General features: G+C 65.8%; 15 protein-coding genes and 1 tRNA gene. 8 read left to right on the forward strand and 8 right to left on the reverse strand.

What is annotated here, in order from left to right; genetic code table 11:
• Positions 1-35: 35 nt before the first annotated feature.
• The 4 genes from sucC to recA all read right to left on the reverse strand — a co-directional run bounded on the left by sucC (position 36) and on the right by recA (position 3,968).
• Positions 36-1,202 (reverse strand): ADP-forming succinate--CoA ligase subunit beta, encoded by a 1,167-nt coding sequence (gene sucC / locus CFB47_RS15255; protein WP_006477915.1) that lies wholly within the window; start codon positions 1,200-1,202, stop codon positions 36-38.
• A gap of 68 nt (positions 1,203-1,270) precedes the next feature.
• Positions 1,271-1,879, reverse strand: coding sequence for a DUF2889 domain-containing protein (locus CFB47_RS15260; RefSeq protein WP_089461594.1), 609 nt, complete (start codon positions 1,877-1,879; stop codon positions 1,271-1,273).
• Positions 1,880-2,025: 146 nt separating this feature from the next.
• Positions 2,026-2,895, reverse strand: coding sequence for a recombination regulator RecX (gene recX, locus CFB47_RS15265; protein WP_089461595.1), 870 nt, complete (start codon positions 2,893-2,895; stop codon positions 2,026-2,028).
• A complete protein-coding gene (gene recA, locus CFB47_RS15270) occupies positions 2,895-3,968 on the reverse strand; it encodes a recombinase RecA (protein ID WP_089440940.1) in 1,074 nt (357 codons plus the stop codon). The genes recX and recA overlap by 1 nt, the downstream gene beginning before the upstream one ends.
• Positions 3,969-4,154: 186 nt before the next feature.
• On the opposite strand from recA, the gene CFB47_RS15275 reads away from it, so the two are divergent.
• From CFB47_RS15275 to CFB47_RS15305, 6 genes are all read left to right on the forward strand, one after another.
• On the forward strand, positions 4,155-4,883 hold the full coding sequence (locus tag CFB47_RS15275) for a response regulator transcription factor (protein WP_041492943.1): 729 nt from the start codon (positions 4,155-4,157) through the stop codon (positions 4,881-4,883).
• 17 nt (positions 4,884-4,900) lie between these two features.
• On the forward strand, positions 4,901-6,457 hold the full coding sequence (locus CFB47_RS15280; RefSeq protein ID WP_089456861.1) for a sensor histidine kinase: 1,557 nt from the start codon (positions 4,901-4,903) through the stop codon (positions 6,455-6,457).
• A 236-nt stretch (positions 6,458-6,693) separates the two neighbouring features.
• Entirely contained in the window at positions 6,694-8,352 is a 1,659-nt protein-coding gene (locus CFB47_RS15285) for an MFS transporter (protein ID WP_089461596.1), read from the forward strand.
• Between the two features lie 158 nt (positions 8,353-8,510).
• Positions 8,511-8,587 (forward strand) — tRNA-Met (locus CFB47_RS15295).
• A gap of 168 nt (positions 8,588-8,755) precedes the next feature.
• Positions 8,756-9,130 carry a hypothetical protein gene (locus CFB47_RS15300; protein WP_089461597.1) on the forward strand — a complete coding sequence of 125 codons (375 nt, stop codon included), beginning with the start codon at positions 8,756-8,758 and terminating at the stop codon, positions 9,128-9,130.
• A gap of 3 nt (positions 9,131-9,133) precedes the next feature.
• Positions 9,134-9,478 (forward strand): hypothetical protein, encoded by a 345-nt coding sequence (locus CFB47_RS15305; protein ID WP_089461598.1) that lies wholly within the window; start codon positions 9,134-9,136, stop codon positions 9,476-9,478.
• A gap of 57 nt (positions 9,479-9,535) precedes the next feature.
• Here CFB47_RS15305 and CFB47_RS15310 read toward each other — a convergent pair whose 3' ends face one another.
• The 3 genes from CFB47_RS15310 to CFB47_RS15320 all read right to left on the reverse strand — a co-directional run bounded on the left by CFB47_RS15310 (position 9,536) and on the right by CFB47_RS15320 (position 12,612).
• A complete protein-coding gene (locus tag CFB47_RS15310; RefSeq protein ID WP_089456866.1) occupies positions 9,536-10,324 on the reverse strand; it encodes a hypothetical protein in 789 nt (262 codons plus the stop codon).
• A 156-nt stretch (positions 10,325-10,480) separates the two neighbouring features.
• Positions 10,481-11,455: a LysR family transcriptional regulator gene (locus CFB47_RS15315; protein WP_089456867.1), complete on the reverse strand. Its 975-nt coding sequence runs from the start codon at positions 11,453-11,455 to the stop codon at positions 10,481-10,483.
• A gap of 185 nt (positions 11,456-11,640) precedes the next feature.
• Positions 11,641-12,612 carry a GlxA family transcriptional regulator gene (locus CFB47_RS15320; protein WP_089461599.1) on the reverse strand — a complete coding sequence of 324 codons (972 nt, stop codon included), beginning with the start codon at positions 12,610-12,612 and terminating at the stop codon, positions 11,641-11,643.
• Between the two features lie 115 nt (positions 12,613-12,727).
• On the opposite strand from CFB47_RS15320, the gene CFB47_RS15325 reads away from it, so the two are divergent.
• A complete protein-coding gene (locus CFB47_RS15325) occupies positions 12,728-13,411 on the forward strand; it encodes a DJ-1/PfpI family protein (RefSeq protein ID WP_089461600.1) in 684 nt (227 codons plus the stop codon).
• An 81-nt stretch (positions 13,412-13,492) separates the two neighbouring features.
• Positions 13,493-13,804 carry a cupin domain-containing protein gene (locus CFB47_RS15330; protein ID WP_089456869.1) on the forward strand — a complete coding sequence of 104 codons (312 nt, stop codon included), beginning with the start codon at positions 13,493-13,495 and terminating at the stop codon, positions 13,802-13,804.
• Positions 13,805-13,865: 61 nt separating this feature from the next.
• Here the strand turns inward: CFB47_RS15330 and CFB47_RS15335 are convergent, their stop codons facing one another.
• The gene (locus tag CFB47_RS15335; RefSeq protein ID WP_039359956.1) at positions 13,866-14,150 is read right to left on the reverse strand and encodes a PAAR domain-containing protein; all 285 of its coding nucleotides are present in this window, start codon (positions 14,148-14,150) and stop codon (positions 13,866-13,868) included.
• Positions 14,151-14,169: the final 19 nt, after the last annotated feature.

The following is a 14,169-nucleotide window of genomic DNA, read 5'->3' on the forward strand; positions in this document are numbered from 1 at the left end:
GAACCGCGCCGCCATGCGTGTTCATTAGCGCGCGCTTACTTGCCTGCGGCAGCCGCGACGACCTTCTGCGCAGCTTCTTCCATGCTGTCCGCCGAGATGATCGGCAGGCCCGAATCGGCCAGCATCTTCTTGCCGAGGTCCTCGTTCGTGCCCTTCATGCGCACGACGAGCGGCACGTTCAGGTTCACGGCCTTCGAACCGGCGATCACGCCTTCCGCGATCACGTCGCAGCGCATGATGCCGCCGAAGATGTTCACGAGGATCGCCTTCAGATCCGGGTTCTTCAGCATCAGCTTGAACGCTTCCGTGACTTTCTCGGTGGTCGCGCCACCGCCGACGTCCAGGAAGTTCGCCGGTTCGCCGCCGAACAGCTTGATCGTGTCCATCGTCGCCATTGCCAGGCCTGCGCCGTTCACGAGGCAGCCGATGTTGCCGTCAAGCGAGATGTACGCGAGGTCGAACTTCGACGCTTCGATTTCAGCCGGATCTTCTTCGTCCAGGTCGCGGTAAGCGACGATTTCCGGGTGGCGGAACAGCGCGTTCGAGTCGAAGTTGAACTTCGCGTCGAGTGCGGTGACCTTGCCGTCGCCGGAGACGTTCAGCGGGTTGATTTCAGCCAGCGATGCGTCGGTTTCCCAGAATGCCTTGTACAGGCCTTGCAGGATCGCGCGCGCTTGCGGAATCGAAGCAGCCGGCACGCCGATCTTCGCCGCGAGGTCGTCGGCCTGCGCGTCGAGCAGGCCCGTCGACGGCTCGACGATGACCTTGTGAATCAGTTCCGGGTGCTTTTCGGCGACTTCTTCGATGTCCATGCCGCCTTCGCTCGAACCCATCAGCACGATCTTCTGCGAGATGCGGTCGACGACGAGGCTGACATACAGTTCCTGCTTGATGTCGGCGCCTTCTTCGATCATCAGACGGTTGACCTTCTGGCCTTCCGGGCCCGTCTGGTGCGTGACGAGCTGCATGCCGAGGATCTGGTTCGCGTATTCGCGGACCTGCTCGATCGACTTCGCCACCTTCACGCCGCCGCCCTTGCCACGGCCACCTGCGTGAATCTGAGCCTTCACGACCCATACCGGGCCGCCGAGCTCTTCTGCCACCTTGACGGCCTCGTCAACCGAGAACGCCGGCTTGCCGCGCGGTACCGCGACTCCGAATTTCCGCAGGATTTCCTTACCCTGGTACTCGTGAATCTTCATGCGTGATTCCCTTCAGTCTGAGAGTTGGATGAAAAGTCGCTTTAGACGCTTCTTCGAATGATTTCCGTTCATTCCTTCGTGCTGCCTTCACCGGGCACGTCCGGCCGGCTCGCGCCATACCAGCGCGGGTAGTACTGCCGCACGACCTCGCCGTCGAACCGCAACGCCCGGCAGCGGCCGAGCTGGAAAGGCGCTTCGTCGTGCACGCCGTCATGATCCGGCCCTTCGCCCCCCTCCTCGCGCACGTTCCACACGTCACCGGCGAACGCCTGGATCGCTGCCGTCGGCAGCACGGCGCACAATTCGGTGAGATGGGAGCAGCCTGCGACGCCGGCGAGCAGCCGGTTCGCGTTGCGGCGGAAATTGCGGAAGAGATTGAGCCCGATGAGGGCCCGATAGGCGGGAACGGCGGATTGACAGTGACCGGGATAGGGAACCCATTCCGAAGACGCTTCGGCGTCGACGACATTGAGGTCACGATCGATAGTCACGCGCAGCCAGAGTTCGTGGATCGGCAGGCCCTGGGGCCGGATGCCCGACGCAAGCGCGACATCGCGCGGCTTGTGGTCGGTCAGGCAGGCTTCGATGTCCCACAAGCCGTCGCCGCGCTCGTAAGCTTCCGCTCGGATTGCGCGTTGATGTCGCAACTGACGGGGCACGGGCTCGGATAGCGGCATGCTGGAGGTTGAGGCCGAAGAGGAAAACCCATGGATTTTAGCATATTGGGTATTTGAGACAGTTTGACGCAACGGCGGGTATTCCCGCCTGTCCAGAAGCGGTTGCGTTGCAGCAAAATCGCGCGCCACGCGCGCGATCGGCGCGGTCAGTCGTCGACCAGGAAATCGTCGCCGACCTTCAGCAACTTCACGATGGTCGCACTCGAGAAGCCGCGCGCGGCGAGAAAGCGCGCCTGCTTCGCACGCTCGGCCGGCGTTTGCGGCAGTGCACCGAATTTCTTGCGCCAGACCGCCTGCGCACGCGCCCATTCGGTCTCGCGGAGCTGCGCATTCACCTCTTCGACGAGCGTGTCGCCCACCGCATGTCGCTTCAGCTCGCTGACGATGCGTGCGACGCCGACACGCGACGCGCGACGATGCACGAGACTCTCGGCAAAGCGCGCATCGGACAGCCAGCCTTCCTGTTCCAGCGCATCGAGCACGGGATCGACGGATTCGCCTTCGCCGACGTAGGGCGCGAGCTTGCGCGCGAGTTCCGTGCGACTGTATTCACGGCGGGATAGATAGCCGAGCGCGCGGCCCTTCAGCGATCGTTGAGGCTTCGACGACTTGCGCTCGGTCGCGCCCGGAGCGTCACCTGATGCAGTGCTGGAAGAAGCTCCCGACGCGCGACGTGTGCGGCGCGGATGCTGGCTGCTGCGCGTATAGACATCTTCCCTGGCCGGCGCCGATGCATCGGCTGCGCGATCACCCGGGAAGCTGACACCGGAAACACGACGGCGGGAGCGGTCGTGCGCGTCGAACGATTCATCGTCGTCGAACGGATCGTCCGGTGCGGCAATCTCAAACGAAACGAGGGCATCGTCGGATGCCCTCGTCGCGGTGCGGTTCGCGGCATCGCTGCCTGCGCCCCGCCGATCGGCGCCCGAGGATCCGGTTCGCCGGCCGGAGCGACCCGCCGTTTCGGGCGCGTCGCTCTCCTCCGGCTCGCCAGCCTGACCTCGGCGCCCGACCATCACTCTTCTTCGTCCATCGCCTCGGCTTCGTCCTGGACTACACCGTCGGGCATGGTGACCACGCCAAGCGATTCGCGAATGCGGTTCTCGATCTCGCGTGCGATTTCCGGATTCTCGCGCAGGAATTCACGCGCGTTGTCCTTGCCCTGGCCGATCTTCTCGCCGTTGTAGCTGTACCAAGCGCCCGCCTTGTCGACGATCTTCGCCTGCACGCCGAGATCGATGATCTCGCCCTGACGCGAAATGCCTTCGCCATACAGGATGTCGAAGATCGCTTCGCGGAACGGCGGCGACACCTTGTTCTTGACGACCTTCACGCGGGTTTCGTTGCCGATCACCTCGTCGTTCTTCTTGATCGAGCCGATCCGGCGGATGTCGAGACGCACCGACGAGTAGAACTTCAGCGCGTTGCCGCCCGTCGTGGTTTCCGGGTTGCCGAACATCACGCCGATCTTCATCCGGATCTGGTTGATGAAGATCACCAGGCAGTTCGTGCGCTTGATCGTGCCGGTCAGCTTGCGCAGCGCCTGCGACATCAGGCGGGCCTGCAGACCCGGCAGCGAATCGCCCATCTCGCCTTCGATTTCGGCCTTCGGCACGAGCGCCGCGACCGAGTCGATGACGATCATGTCGATCGAGCCCGAGCGCACCAGTGCGTCGGTGATTTCAAGCGCCTGCTCGCCGGTGTCCGGCTGCGAGATCAGCAGCTCCGGCACGTTCACGCCGAGCTTCGCCGCATATTGAACGTCGAGCGCGTGCTCGGCGTCGATGAACGCCGCGGTGCCGCCCAGCTTCTGCAGTTCGGCAATGACCTGCAGCGTGAGCGTGGTTTTACCGGACGATTCCGGACCGTAGATCTCGACCACCCGGCCGCGCGGCAGGCCGCCGACGCCGAGCGCGATATCGAGACCGAGCGAGCCCGTGGACACGACCTGGATGTTCTCGGTCGCCTCGCCGTCGCCCATGCGCATGATCGAGCCCTTGCCGAACTGCTTTTCGATCTGGGCAAGCGCGGCGGCCAGCGCCTTGCTCTTCTCGGCGGTCATCCCGGAGCCCTTCTTGCTATCTTCCATGAATCGTCCTTTGCTATGATGAGCAGCGTCTGTTAGAGGCGCGCCACTTTCAAGCGCTGCCCACGAATGCAGACACTGTATAAAAAAACAGTGTTTTGTGCAAGCCCGCAATGCAGAGCGTTGTACACGAATAACTTCGGAGACAGCCGGCCGGTGCGAACGCCCCGCCGGCCATCGGTCAGCACCATGCGAATTCTCATCGCGGAAGACGACAGCATACTCGCGGACGGCCTCACCCGGTCACTCCGCCAATCGGGCTATGCGGTCGACCACGTGAAGACCGGTGTCGACGCCGATACCGCGCTGTCGATGCAGACATTCGACCTGCTGATCCTCGATCTCGGGCTCCCCAAAATGCCTGGGCTCGACGTGCTCAAGCGCCTGCGCGCCCGCAATTCCAACCTCCCCGTGCTGATCCTGACGGCCGCCGACAGCGTCGACGAGCGCGTGAAGGGGCTCGACCTCGGCGCCGACGACTACATGGCCAAGCCGTTCGCGCTCAACGAGCTAGAGGCGCGCGTGCGCGCGCTGACCCGGCGCGGTGCGGGCGGCGGCCCGACCGTCGTGCGCCACGGCTCGCTCGCGTTCGACCAGGTCGGCCGGATCGCGTATGCGAACGATCACGTGCTCGACCTCTCCGCCCGCGAGCTCGGCCTGCTCGAGGTGCTGCTGCAGCGGATCGGCCGGCTCGTGTCGAAGGAGCAGCTCGTCGACCATCTCTGTGAATGGGGCGAGGAAGTCAGCAACAACGCGATCGAAGTCTACGTGCACCGGCTGCGCAAGAAGATCGAACCCAGCGGCGTACGGATCTCGACCGTGCGCGGCCTCGGCTATTGCCTCGAGAAGGTCGCGCCCGCCGCGCCGGCCGACACGGCAGCGCCCCAGCCCGCGGTGGCCGGCACGCCGTTGCGCTGACCCCGGGCGTCGCCGCGATGGCCACGCCGGCCCATCCCCGCCATCCGACCGGCGCGCCGTCGTCGGCCGCCGACGAGGCGCGCGACGCGCGCTACGAGAACCCGTTCGCGCCGCCCGACGAAACCGATGCGCCCGAGGCCCCGCGCCCGCGCTCGTTGTTCGGCGAAATCCTCGACTGGATGCTCGCGCCGCTGCTGCTGCTGTGGCCGATGAGCATCGCCGTCACCTATCTGGTCGCGAAGACGATCGCGAACGGCCCGTTCGACCGCGCGCTCGAGACCAACGCCTATGTACTCGCGCGGCAGATCCATCCGGTGAACGGTGTCGCCGAGCTGACGCTGCCGGAGCAGACCCGCGATTTCCTGCGCGCGGACAACGTCGACAGCGTGTATTTCCAGGTGCTCGGCACGCGCGGCGAGCTGGTCGCGGGTGAAGCCGACATGCCGCTGCCGCGCGACGAGGACCGCCCGCCGCCGGGCGTCGTCATGTTTCGCGACGACCTGCTGCGCGGCAACGACGTGCGCGTCGCGTATACGACGGTCGCGCTGCCGCAAGCGGGCAGCCCGCAGCCCGTGCTCGTGCAGGTCGGCGAAACGCTGGACAAGCGCAACGCGCTCGCGAACGACATCATCAAGGGCGTGATCCTGCCGCAGTTCGTGATCCTGCCGCTCGCGATCCTGCTGGTCTGGTTCGGGCTGTCGCGCGGGCTCGCGCCGCTCAACGCGCTGCAGGCGCACATCCGCGCACGGCGGCCCGACGACCTGTCGCCGGTCGAGGCGCAGCGCGCGCCGCCCGAGATCGAGCCGCTCGTCACGTCGTTCAACGACCTGCTCGCGCGCCTCGAACAGAACATGGCGCTGCAGAAGCGCTTCATCGCCGACGCCGCCCATCAGATGAAGACGCCGCTCGCGGGCCTGCGCACGCAGGCCGAGTTCGCGCTGCGCCACCCCGTGCCGCCCGACGTGCAGCGCTCGCTCGAGCAGATCGCGACCAGCTCCGAGCAGGCCGCACGGCTCGTCACGCAGTTGCTTGCGCTGGCGCGCGCCGAGAACCGCGCGAGCGGGCTGACGTTCGAGCCGGTCGAGATCGCGACGCTCGCGCGGCGCGCGGTGCGCGACTGGGTACAGGCCGCGCTCGCGAAACGGATGGATCTCGGCTACGAAGGCCCGCCGGATCCGCCCGACGACGCGCGGCTCGACGTCGACGGCAATCCGGTGATGCTGCGCGAGATGCTCGGCAACCTGATCGACAACGCGATCCGCTACACGCCGGACGGCGGCCGCATCACGGTGCGCGTGCGCGCCGAGCCCGCGGCGGGGCTCGTGCATCTCGAAGTCGAGGACACCGGGCCGGGCATCCCGGCCGCCGAACGCGAGCGCGTCGTCGAGCGCTTCTACCGGATCCTCGGCCGCGAAGGCGACGGCAGCGGCCTCGGGCTCGCGATCGTGCGCGAGATCGCCACGCAGCACGGCGGCACGCTGACGCTCGACGATCACGTCTACCAGCACGCACCGCGCCTCGCCGGCACACTCGTGCGCGTCAGCCTGCCGCTGGCCGAAGCCGCCCCGGATTAACCCTGACGGGCGCCGCCGCAGCATGCCACGATTGAGCCAAAACCGGCGATTTAACAGAAAATCAAAGCACTTCACCGCACGATGGACGCATAAAACCACCGGTTCGGCGCGGGTTAACCTGCAGTCGTTTTGCACGCGCGAGTCAGTCGGCCGTAAGTTTCCGTACCAATAATCCTCGACAGGCCCGCCCACCCAAGGCGGCCGCACATCTATATCAAGGGACTTGGAGACGACTCATGGCAACGTTAGGCGGGCAAATTTCCCACTCGCCGATGACGGGCGAAGAGAAGAAAGTGATCTTCGCGTCGTCGCTCGGCACCGTGTTCGAGTGGTACGACTTTTACCTGGCCGGCTCGCTCGCGGCCTACATCAGCAAGAGTTTCTTCTCCGGCGTCAATCCGACCGCCGCCTTCATCTTCACGCTGCTCGGCTTCGCGGCCGGCTTCGCGGTGCGGCCGTTCGGCGCGATCGTGTTCGGCCGCCTCGGCGACCTCGTCGGCCGCAAGCACACGTTCCTCGTGACGATCGTGATCATGGGCGTCTCGACGTTCGTGGTCGGCTTCCTGCCCGGCTACGCGTCGATCGGCATCGCCGCCCCCGTGATCTTCATCGCGATGCGGCTGTTGCAGGGCCTCGCGCTCGGCGGCGAGTACGGCGGCGCGGCGACCTACGTCGCCGAGCATGCGCCGGCCAACCGTCGCGGCTTCTACACCGCGTGGATCCAGACGACCGCCACGCTCGGCCTGTTCCTGTCGCTGCTCGTGATCCTCGGCGTGCGCACGTTCATCGGCGAGGAAGCGTTCGGCAGCTGGGGCTGGCGCGTGCCGTTCGTCGCGTCGATCCTGCTGCTCGCGGTGTCGGTGTGGATCCGGATGCAGCTGAACGAATCGCCGGTGTTCCTGCGCATCAAGGCGGAAGGCAAGACATCGAAGGCGCCGCTGACCGAAGCGTTCGGCCAGTGGAAGAACCTGAAGATCGTGATCCTCGCGCTCGTCGGCCTGACCGCCGGCCAGGCCGTCGTGTGGTACACGGGCCAGTTCTACGCGCTGTTCTTCCTCACGCAGACGCTGAAGGTGGATGGTGCGAGTGCGAACATCCTGATCGCGATCGCACTCCTGATCGGCACGCCGTTCTTCCTGTTCTTCGGTTCGCTGTCGGACAAGATCGGCCGCAAGCCGATCATCCTCGCGGGCTGCCTGATCGCGGCACTGACCTACTTCCCGCTGTTCAAGGCGCTCACGCACTACGCGAACCCGCAGCTCGAGATCGCGACGCAGAAGGCACCAATCACGGTCATCGCCGATCCGGCCGCCTGCTCGTTCCAGTTCAACCCGGTGGGCACGTCGAAGTTCACGAACTCGTGCGACGTCGCCAAGAGCGCGCTCGCGAAGGCCGGCCTGAACTACGAGAACGTCGCGGCACCGGCTGGCGCGACGGCCCAGATCAAGGTCGGCGACACGGTGATCCCCGCCTATGAAGGCAAGGCGGCCGACGCGAAGGCGCAGGGCGCAGCGTTCGACAAGACGCTCGCGTCGACGCTGAAGGCGGCCGGCTACCCGGCGAAGGCGGACCCGGCGCAGCTCAACTGGCCGATGACGATCGTGATCCTGACGATCCTCGTGATCTACGTGACGATGGTCTACGGCCCGATCGCGGCGATGCTGGTCGAGATGTTCCCGACGCGGATCCGCTACACGTCGATGTCGCTGCCCTATCACATCGGCAACGGCTGGTTCGGCGGCTTCCTGCCGGCCACCGCGTTCGCGATCGTCGCGGCGAAGGGCAACATCTACTCGGGCCTCTGGTATCCGATCGTGATCGCGCTGGCCACGTTCGTGATCGGCCTGCTGTTCGTCAAGGAGACGAAGGACTCGAACATCTACGCGCAGGATTGATGGCGGCTGCGCAGCGGGGACGGTCGGCGGAAGGCCTCCTTCCGAGGACCGACTCCCGCCCGCAATGAAAGCCGGCATGGGCCGCCGGCAACTTTTTTCGGGAAAGATGGAAAAAGGTATTGACAGCCGGCCGGGTGATCGACATAATTCAAGTCTTCGGCGAATTAGCTCAGTCGGTTAGAGCGACGGAATCATAATCCGCAGGTCCGGGGTTCGAATCCCTGATTCGCCACCAAATGCGAGAGCCGCTGTTTCGAAAGAAACAGCGGCTTTTTCATTTGCATCTCCCGATGCGCCGGTTCCGCTTTCACGAGCCAGCTTTCGCCGCCCCTCAGTCGTGCATCAACACCGCCCTGCTTCACAGGCACAATGACGCCGTCCATCACACGGCCGACGTCACCCGATGATCCCGACCACCCCCGACAAGCCATGGCGCACCGCCGCTCTCGCACTCGCGGCCGTCGTGCTTTGCTATGCCGCCGCCGGTGCGCCGCCCCTCTCCCGCCTGCTCGACCCCGCCGTGATCGGCGAAGGCCTCGCCTTGAAGCCGATCACCTATCACTGGGTCAATCACGTCGACCGCGCGATCCCCGAGGCTAACCTGTTCGCCAGCCGCTTCTACGTGCTGGTGCTGGCCTCACTCAACGCCATGGCCGCGCTGTTTGCACTTGACGCCCACCGCAGCCGCAGGCGCTTCGCGCTCGTGCTCGGCTGGGCCGTCGTCATGCTGATCGTGCTCGTCAACGCGCAAATCCAGGCGCTTTACAACGTGGGCTGACCGATGAAGCAACGCATCATGATCGTCATCGCCACGCTGTTCACGCTGATCGGGCTCGTGCCCGTCGCCGGCACGTTCGTCAACCTGTCGACGCCCGACCAGTTGCATCGCCTGCTGAGCTACGACTACATGAGCTTCGCGGACGGCCGCGTCGAACGCGACCTCGGCGATTTCGCCAACGATTTCTACGTCGGCGCGGCGCTGATGCTCGTCGGCGGCACGCTCTTCATCCGGATCGAACGCACACGCACGGTCGCCCGCATCGTCACGTCGCTGCTGTTCGCGCTGCTCGCCTTCAGCCTCGTCTATGCGTGCCTGAATCCGCGCATCGGCAGACTGCCGCTCTGATCGGCAGCCAACCGCGCCGCCGATCGGGCACGCCGCCCCTGCGACGAGATGCGCGCGTTACTTCGGACGAACCGGCTCATAAACGCTGTCGATACGCTGATACGTATAGGAAATCTTCTTGTACTCAGGATCGTAAAGGCCCTGGTACGCGTGACGGCAAGCGTCATCCAGTTTCACCGGGTAACTCGGTGGCCATGCCGCAATGGGCTGACACCTGAAATCGTCGGCGCTCGTTCCATTCTTTCTGAAGCGCAGGATCATCAGGCTTTCCTGAATCTCCTGTGCCGCCTTCTCGTAGTACCCCTTGTTGTTCGATACGACGCCCACCGGAAAATAGTCTGATTCGAGGCCTTCGGCCATTTCCGGCTCGGCCACCATGACCGCCGCCTTGCGCAGATAAGCTTCCGCCGCAGCCGGATCCGACTCCATCAGGCGCTGCCCCTTGTATTGGTAGGCCACGGCCACGACCGGAAGCTGGCCGGGCGTCGGGTGCTCGCCCCACCACGCGATGATTTGATCGAGACTGCGCGCGAAGAGCTGCTTGTACTCACCGGAGTCGGACTGAGTCACGCGCAACGGCAACTGACAATTGACCACGCATCGCGCAACAACGGGCGGATCGCCCGCCTGCCACCGCTTCCAGGTTTCCTCTTCGCGCGCATTTTGCCTGTGATCGTCGATTGCACTGGACACCAATGCAACGGGCGCGACGGCCACAATCGCTGCGCCCCACGCAAGATTGCACGCCGTTGAATGATTGCTGGAAAACAGGTTGCTGCAGTCGCTCGAGCACGCGCCGAGCGCCAGCGCGCTGGTCAGGCACGCCAGGCGTCGAATGATCGTCATGGACTTCGGCACGGTTCCCCCTTGATCGCGAGTATTTCTTGTGGCCGCAGTCGCCCGGGCCGCAGCCTCACAACGAGATGTGGCACGCCGCGTCGCGAATTTAACGCATCACTCGATTAAAAGATAACTGCCGTGGTTGTCAGGGATTCGACCGCTTCACGCCGCCACCGCCCCTCTCTGCACCTTCGCCGCCTGCACCCCCACCCGCCCCCGCCAGTTCTCCCCCCCTTCCAGCGACGGCGTCGACTCGAACACCTCCGCGATCCAGTCGGCGAACACGCGCACCTTCTGCGACAGATGCCGGTTGTGCGGATAGACGATCGAAATCGGCTTCGGCTTCGGATTGCAGTCCGGCAGCACCTCGACCAGCGAGCCGTCGAGCAGGTGCGGCAGCACCATGAACAGCGTCGGCTGGATCATCCCGAACCCTTCGAGCCCGCACGTCACGTAGGCATCCGAATCGTTGACCGTGACGCTCCCGTTCATCCGCACCTCGAACGGCTTGCCGTCGATCATGAACACCCACGGAATCGCCCGCGCACCGTGGCTCGATCGAAAATTCACCGCGTGATGTTCGGCGAGATCTGCAATCTCGTGCGGCTCGCCGTGACGCGCGAGGTAATCGGGCGACGCGCAAGTCACGCGCTTGAGCATCCCGATCCGCCGCGCGACCATCGACGAATCCTCCAGCGGCCCGACCCGGATCATGCAGTCGATGCCCTCCTCGACCGGATCCACGTAGCGGTCGGAGAGCCCCAGTTCGAGCGTGATGTCCGGATAGCGCTGCCGGAAAATCGACAGCGACGGCAGCACGATGCGTCGCCCGAGCGAACTCGGCATGTGAACGCGCAACACGCCGCTCGGCTTGCGGTTACCGGTCTGGAAACTCGCGTCGGCCTCCGCGATCTCCGAGATGATCTTCATGCAGTGCTCGTAGTACGCCGCACCTTCCGGCGTCAGCGACAGCCTGCGCGTCGTACGATGCATCAGGCGCACGCCGAGCAGCGCCTCGAGATTCTGGATGATGGTCGTCACCGACGCGCGCGGCATCGCGAGCGTGTCGGCCGCGCGCGTGAAGCTGTTCGCGTCGACCACGCGGGTAAAAACTTCCATTGCCTGGATTCGGTCCATGCTGCTCCCCCTTCGAATCGCCAACGGAACAGAATAGAGCGCACGACGGGCGCGGCACAAGTCCCCACCCATTGTTCTCTGATCCTGAATAGTTTCGGCGTTTCGCACTGGAAAGCGATCGATTTCCGTCCAGTCCCACGCGGCGATCGTTCCGGCCCCGCCCGATCACGGTCGCACGCCGCGCATCACCGCACGAATCGCTCGCGATACCCCTGCGGCGACACGCCCAGCACGCGCACGAAACAGCGGCGCAGCGTCTCCTCCGAGCCGAAGCCGCAACGCGCGGCGATCCGCTTGACGGGCCACGCCGTTTCGCCGAGCAGGCGTTGCGCGGCCTCGACGCGGATCTGCTCGACCGCGCGCGCGGGCGTGCGGCCGGTTCCGGCGCGATAGTGGCGCACGAAGCTGCGCTCGCTCATGCGCACGCGCTCGGCCAGCGCCGGCACCGACAGGTCGGCCGTCAGGTGCTCGGCCATCCATGCGTGCAGTTCGCCGAACCGGTCGTCGGTGCGCTGCATCGACAGCATCGTGCTGAACTGGGCCTGCCCGCCCGGACGCTTCAGGAACACGACGAGTTCGCGCGCGACGTCGAGGGCGGTCGCGCGCCCGAGATCCTCCTCGACCAACGCGAGCGCGAGATCGATGCCGGCCGTCACGCCGGCCGACGTCCACAACGCACCTTCGCGGATGAAGATCGGATCGGATTCGACGCGCACATTCGGATAGCGTGCCGCGAATTCGTCGCAGCGCGCCCAGTGCGTGACCGCACGCCGCCCGTCGAGCAGGCCTGCCTCGGCGAGCAGGAAGGCGCCGGTGCAGACCGATGCCACGCGCCGCGTGCGCGCCGCCTGCTGCCGCACCCAACGCACCAGCCGCGCATCCTTCGATGCCGCATGCACGCCCTTGCCGCCGGCGACGATCAGCGTGTCGGGATGGCGCGCAGCCGCGCGCAGCGATTCCGCCATCACGACCAGACCCGACGACGTCTCGACGGGCCCCGCCTCGGCCGCGATCACGCGCGGCGCATACGGCGCCGGCTCGCCGCGCTCCTGCGCCAGCTCGTTGACGGACGCGAACACCTGCAGCGGCCCCGACACGTCGAGCAGTTGGGCACGAGGGAACGCGAGGACCAGGATCGAACGCGGGGCGGCAGGCATGATGATTGGCTGAAAAAGTGGGTGATATGGCAATTTCGCCAAACACTACGCGCCTAGAATCGACCTGTCCATCCCGTACAAGCTACGGCCCGCCCCATCCAATCGGAGTCTTCGCATGTCCCTGCATATCGGCTTTCTCGTGTTTCCGGGCGTCCAGCAACTCGATCTCACCGGCCCGCACGACGTGCTCGCGTCGCTGCCCGACGCCACCGTTCATCTGGTCTGGAAGTCGCGCGACGCCGTCGCGTCGAGCAGCGGGCTCGCGCTCGCGCCGACCTGCACGTTCGACGACTGTCCGCCGCTCGACGTGATCTGCATTCCGGGCGGGATCGGGATCAACGCGCTGCTGCTCGATGCCGAAACGATCGCGTTCGTGCAGCAGCGCGCGGCCGCCGCGCGCTACGTGACGTCGGTGTGCACGGGTGCGCTGCTGCTGGGCGTGGCCGGCCTGCTGCGCGGGCAGCGCGCGACGACGCACTGGGCGTTCCACTCGCTGCTCGAACCGCTCGGCGCGGTGCCGGTGCGCGAGCGCGTGGTGCGCGACGGCAACCTGATCACGGGCGGCGGCGTCACGGCCGGCATCGACTTCGCACTGACGATCGCCGCGGAGCTGGCCGGCGAAGAAGCAGCGCAGGCGATCCAGTTGCAACTCGAGTACGCGCCGGCACCGCCGTTCGATGCCGGTTCGCCCGACACCGCACCGGCAGCGGTCGTGAAGCGCGTCACCGAGCGGTCGGCGGCGGGTTTCGCGACGCGCAAGGCGACGATCGAACAGGCGCTGCGCGCGATGTCGCGCTGAATGCCGACGCCGGAAAATTGACTTGAACGCTCGAAGACTGGAAGACGAGAACGACGCGCATTCGCGCGGGAGAACACATCGATGAACATCATCCGCAGCGCGGCGTTCACGGCGGACCGCGCGTGGGGCGCGCTCGACATCGCGAACCTGAACGGCATCACGGTCCGCCTGCACTGGACCGACCAGCCGTATCGGTGGCACGTCAACGACGGCGAGGAAGTGTTCGCGGTGCTCGACGGTCGCGTCGAGATGCGCTACCGAGAAGCAGGCGCCGAGCACGCGACGGTGCTCGAAACGGGTGACGTGTTCCACGCATCGGCCGGCACCGAGCACGTCGCGCATCCGCTCGGCGAAGCACGCATCCTCGTGATCGAAACCGAAGGCAGCGTCTGACGGCCCGCGGCCGGGTGTCGATGCCGCGCGGATGGCAACCGCCGCCTCCGCGCGGCCGGTTTCACCCGGTGATCGTCCCGGTGGCCTGCGACGCGATCAGCTTCGGCTGCGGCGTGCACAGGCACTGGCACAGGTCGTGTTCGAGCGCGACGACCTTGCCCATCACGGTCATCGTCCGCTCGCCGCCGTCGGACACGATCACGCCCGGCGACTTGCAGGCGGCGCAGAACACCGCTGCGCCGAGATAGGCGAGTTCCCGTCCGTCGAACGACGAATTGGCGATCCCTTCGAGCACGACGCCGCCGTGGTCGGTCGTGTCGCCCTTCAGAATGAATTTGCGGCTCATGTTGTCGGTTCTTCCCTCG

Origin of the sequence: Burkholderia sp. AU27893 (assembly GCF_002223205.1) — a bacterium.
In the GTDB taxonomy this organism is placed as follows: domain Bacteria; phylum Pseudomonadota; class Gammaproteobacteria; order Burkholderiales; family Burkholderiaceae; genus Burkholderia.

Excerpts from the sequence above, each read along its gene's own strand:
- sucC (WP_006477915.1), bottom strand. The coding sequence starts at position 1,202 with ATGAAGATTCACGAGTACCAGGGTAAGGAAATCCTGCGGAAATTCGGA.
- CFB47_RS15260 (WP_089461594.1), bottom strand. The coding sequence starts at position 1,879 with ATGCCGCTATCCGAGCCCGTGCCCCGTCAGTTGCGACATCAACGCGCA.
- recX (WP_089461595.1), bottom strand. The coding sequence starts at position 2,895 with ATGGTCGGGCGCCGAGGTCAGGCTGGCGAGCCGGAGGAGAGCGACGCG.
- recA (WP_089440940.1), bottom strand. The coding sequence starts at position 3,968 with ATGGAAGATAGCAAGAAGGGCTCCGGGATGACCGCCGAGAAGAGCAAG.
- CFB47_RS15275 (WP_041492943.1), top strand. The coding sequence starts at position 4,155 with ATGCGAATTCTCATCGCGGAAGACGACAGCATACTCGCGGACGGCCTC.
- CFB47_RS15280 (WP_089456861.1), top strand. The coding sequence starts at position 4,901 with ATGGCCACGCCGGCCCATCCCCGCCATCCGACCGGCGCGCCGTCGTCG.
- CFB47_RS15285 (WP_089461596.1), top strand. The coding sequence starts at position 6,694 with ATGGCAACGTTAGGCGGGCAAATTTCCCACTCGCCGATGACGGGCGAA.
- CFB47_RS15300 (WP_089461597.1), top strand. The coding sequence starts at position 8,756 with ATGATCCCGACCACCCCCGACAAGCCATGGCGCACCGCCGCTCTCGCA.
- CFB47_RS15305 (WP_089461598.1), top strand. The coding sequence starts at position 9,134 with ATGAAGCAACGCATCATGATCGTCATCGCCACGCTGTTCACGCTGATC.
- CFB47_RS15310 (WP_089456866.1), bottom strand. The coding sequence starts at position 10,324 with ATGACGATCATTCGACGCCTGGCGTGCCTGACCAGCGCGCTGGCGCTC.
- CFB47_RS15315 (WP_089456867.1), bottom strand. The coding sequence starts at position 11,455 with ATGGACCGAATCCAGGCAATGGAAGTTTTTACCCGCGTGGTCGACGCG.
- CFB47_RS15320 (WP_089461599.1), bottom strand. The coding sequence starts at position 12,612 with ATGCCTGCCGCCCCGCGTTCGATCCTGGTCCTCGCGTTCCCTCGTGCC.
- CFB47_RS15325 (WP_089461600.1), top strand. The coding sequence starts at position 12,728 with ATGTCCCTGCATATCGGCTTTCTCGTGTTTCCGGGCGTCCAGCAACTC.
- CFB47_RS15330 (WP_089456869.1), top strand. The coding sequence starts at position 13,493 with ATGAACATCATCCGCAGCGCGGCGTTCACGGCGGACCGCGCGTGGGGC.
- CFB47_RS15335 (WP_039359956.1), bottom strand. The coding sequence starts at position 14,150 with ATGAGCCGCAAATTCATTCTGAAGGGCGACACGACCGACCACGGCGGC.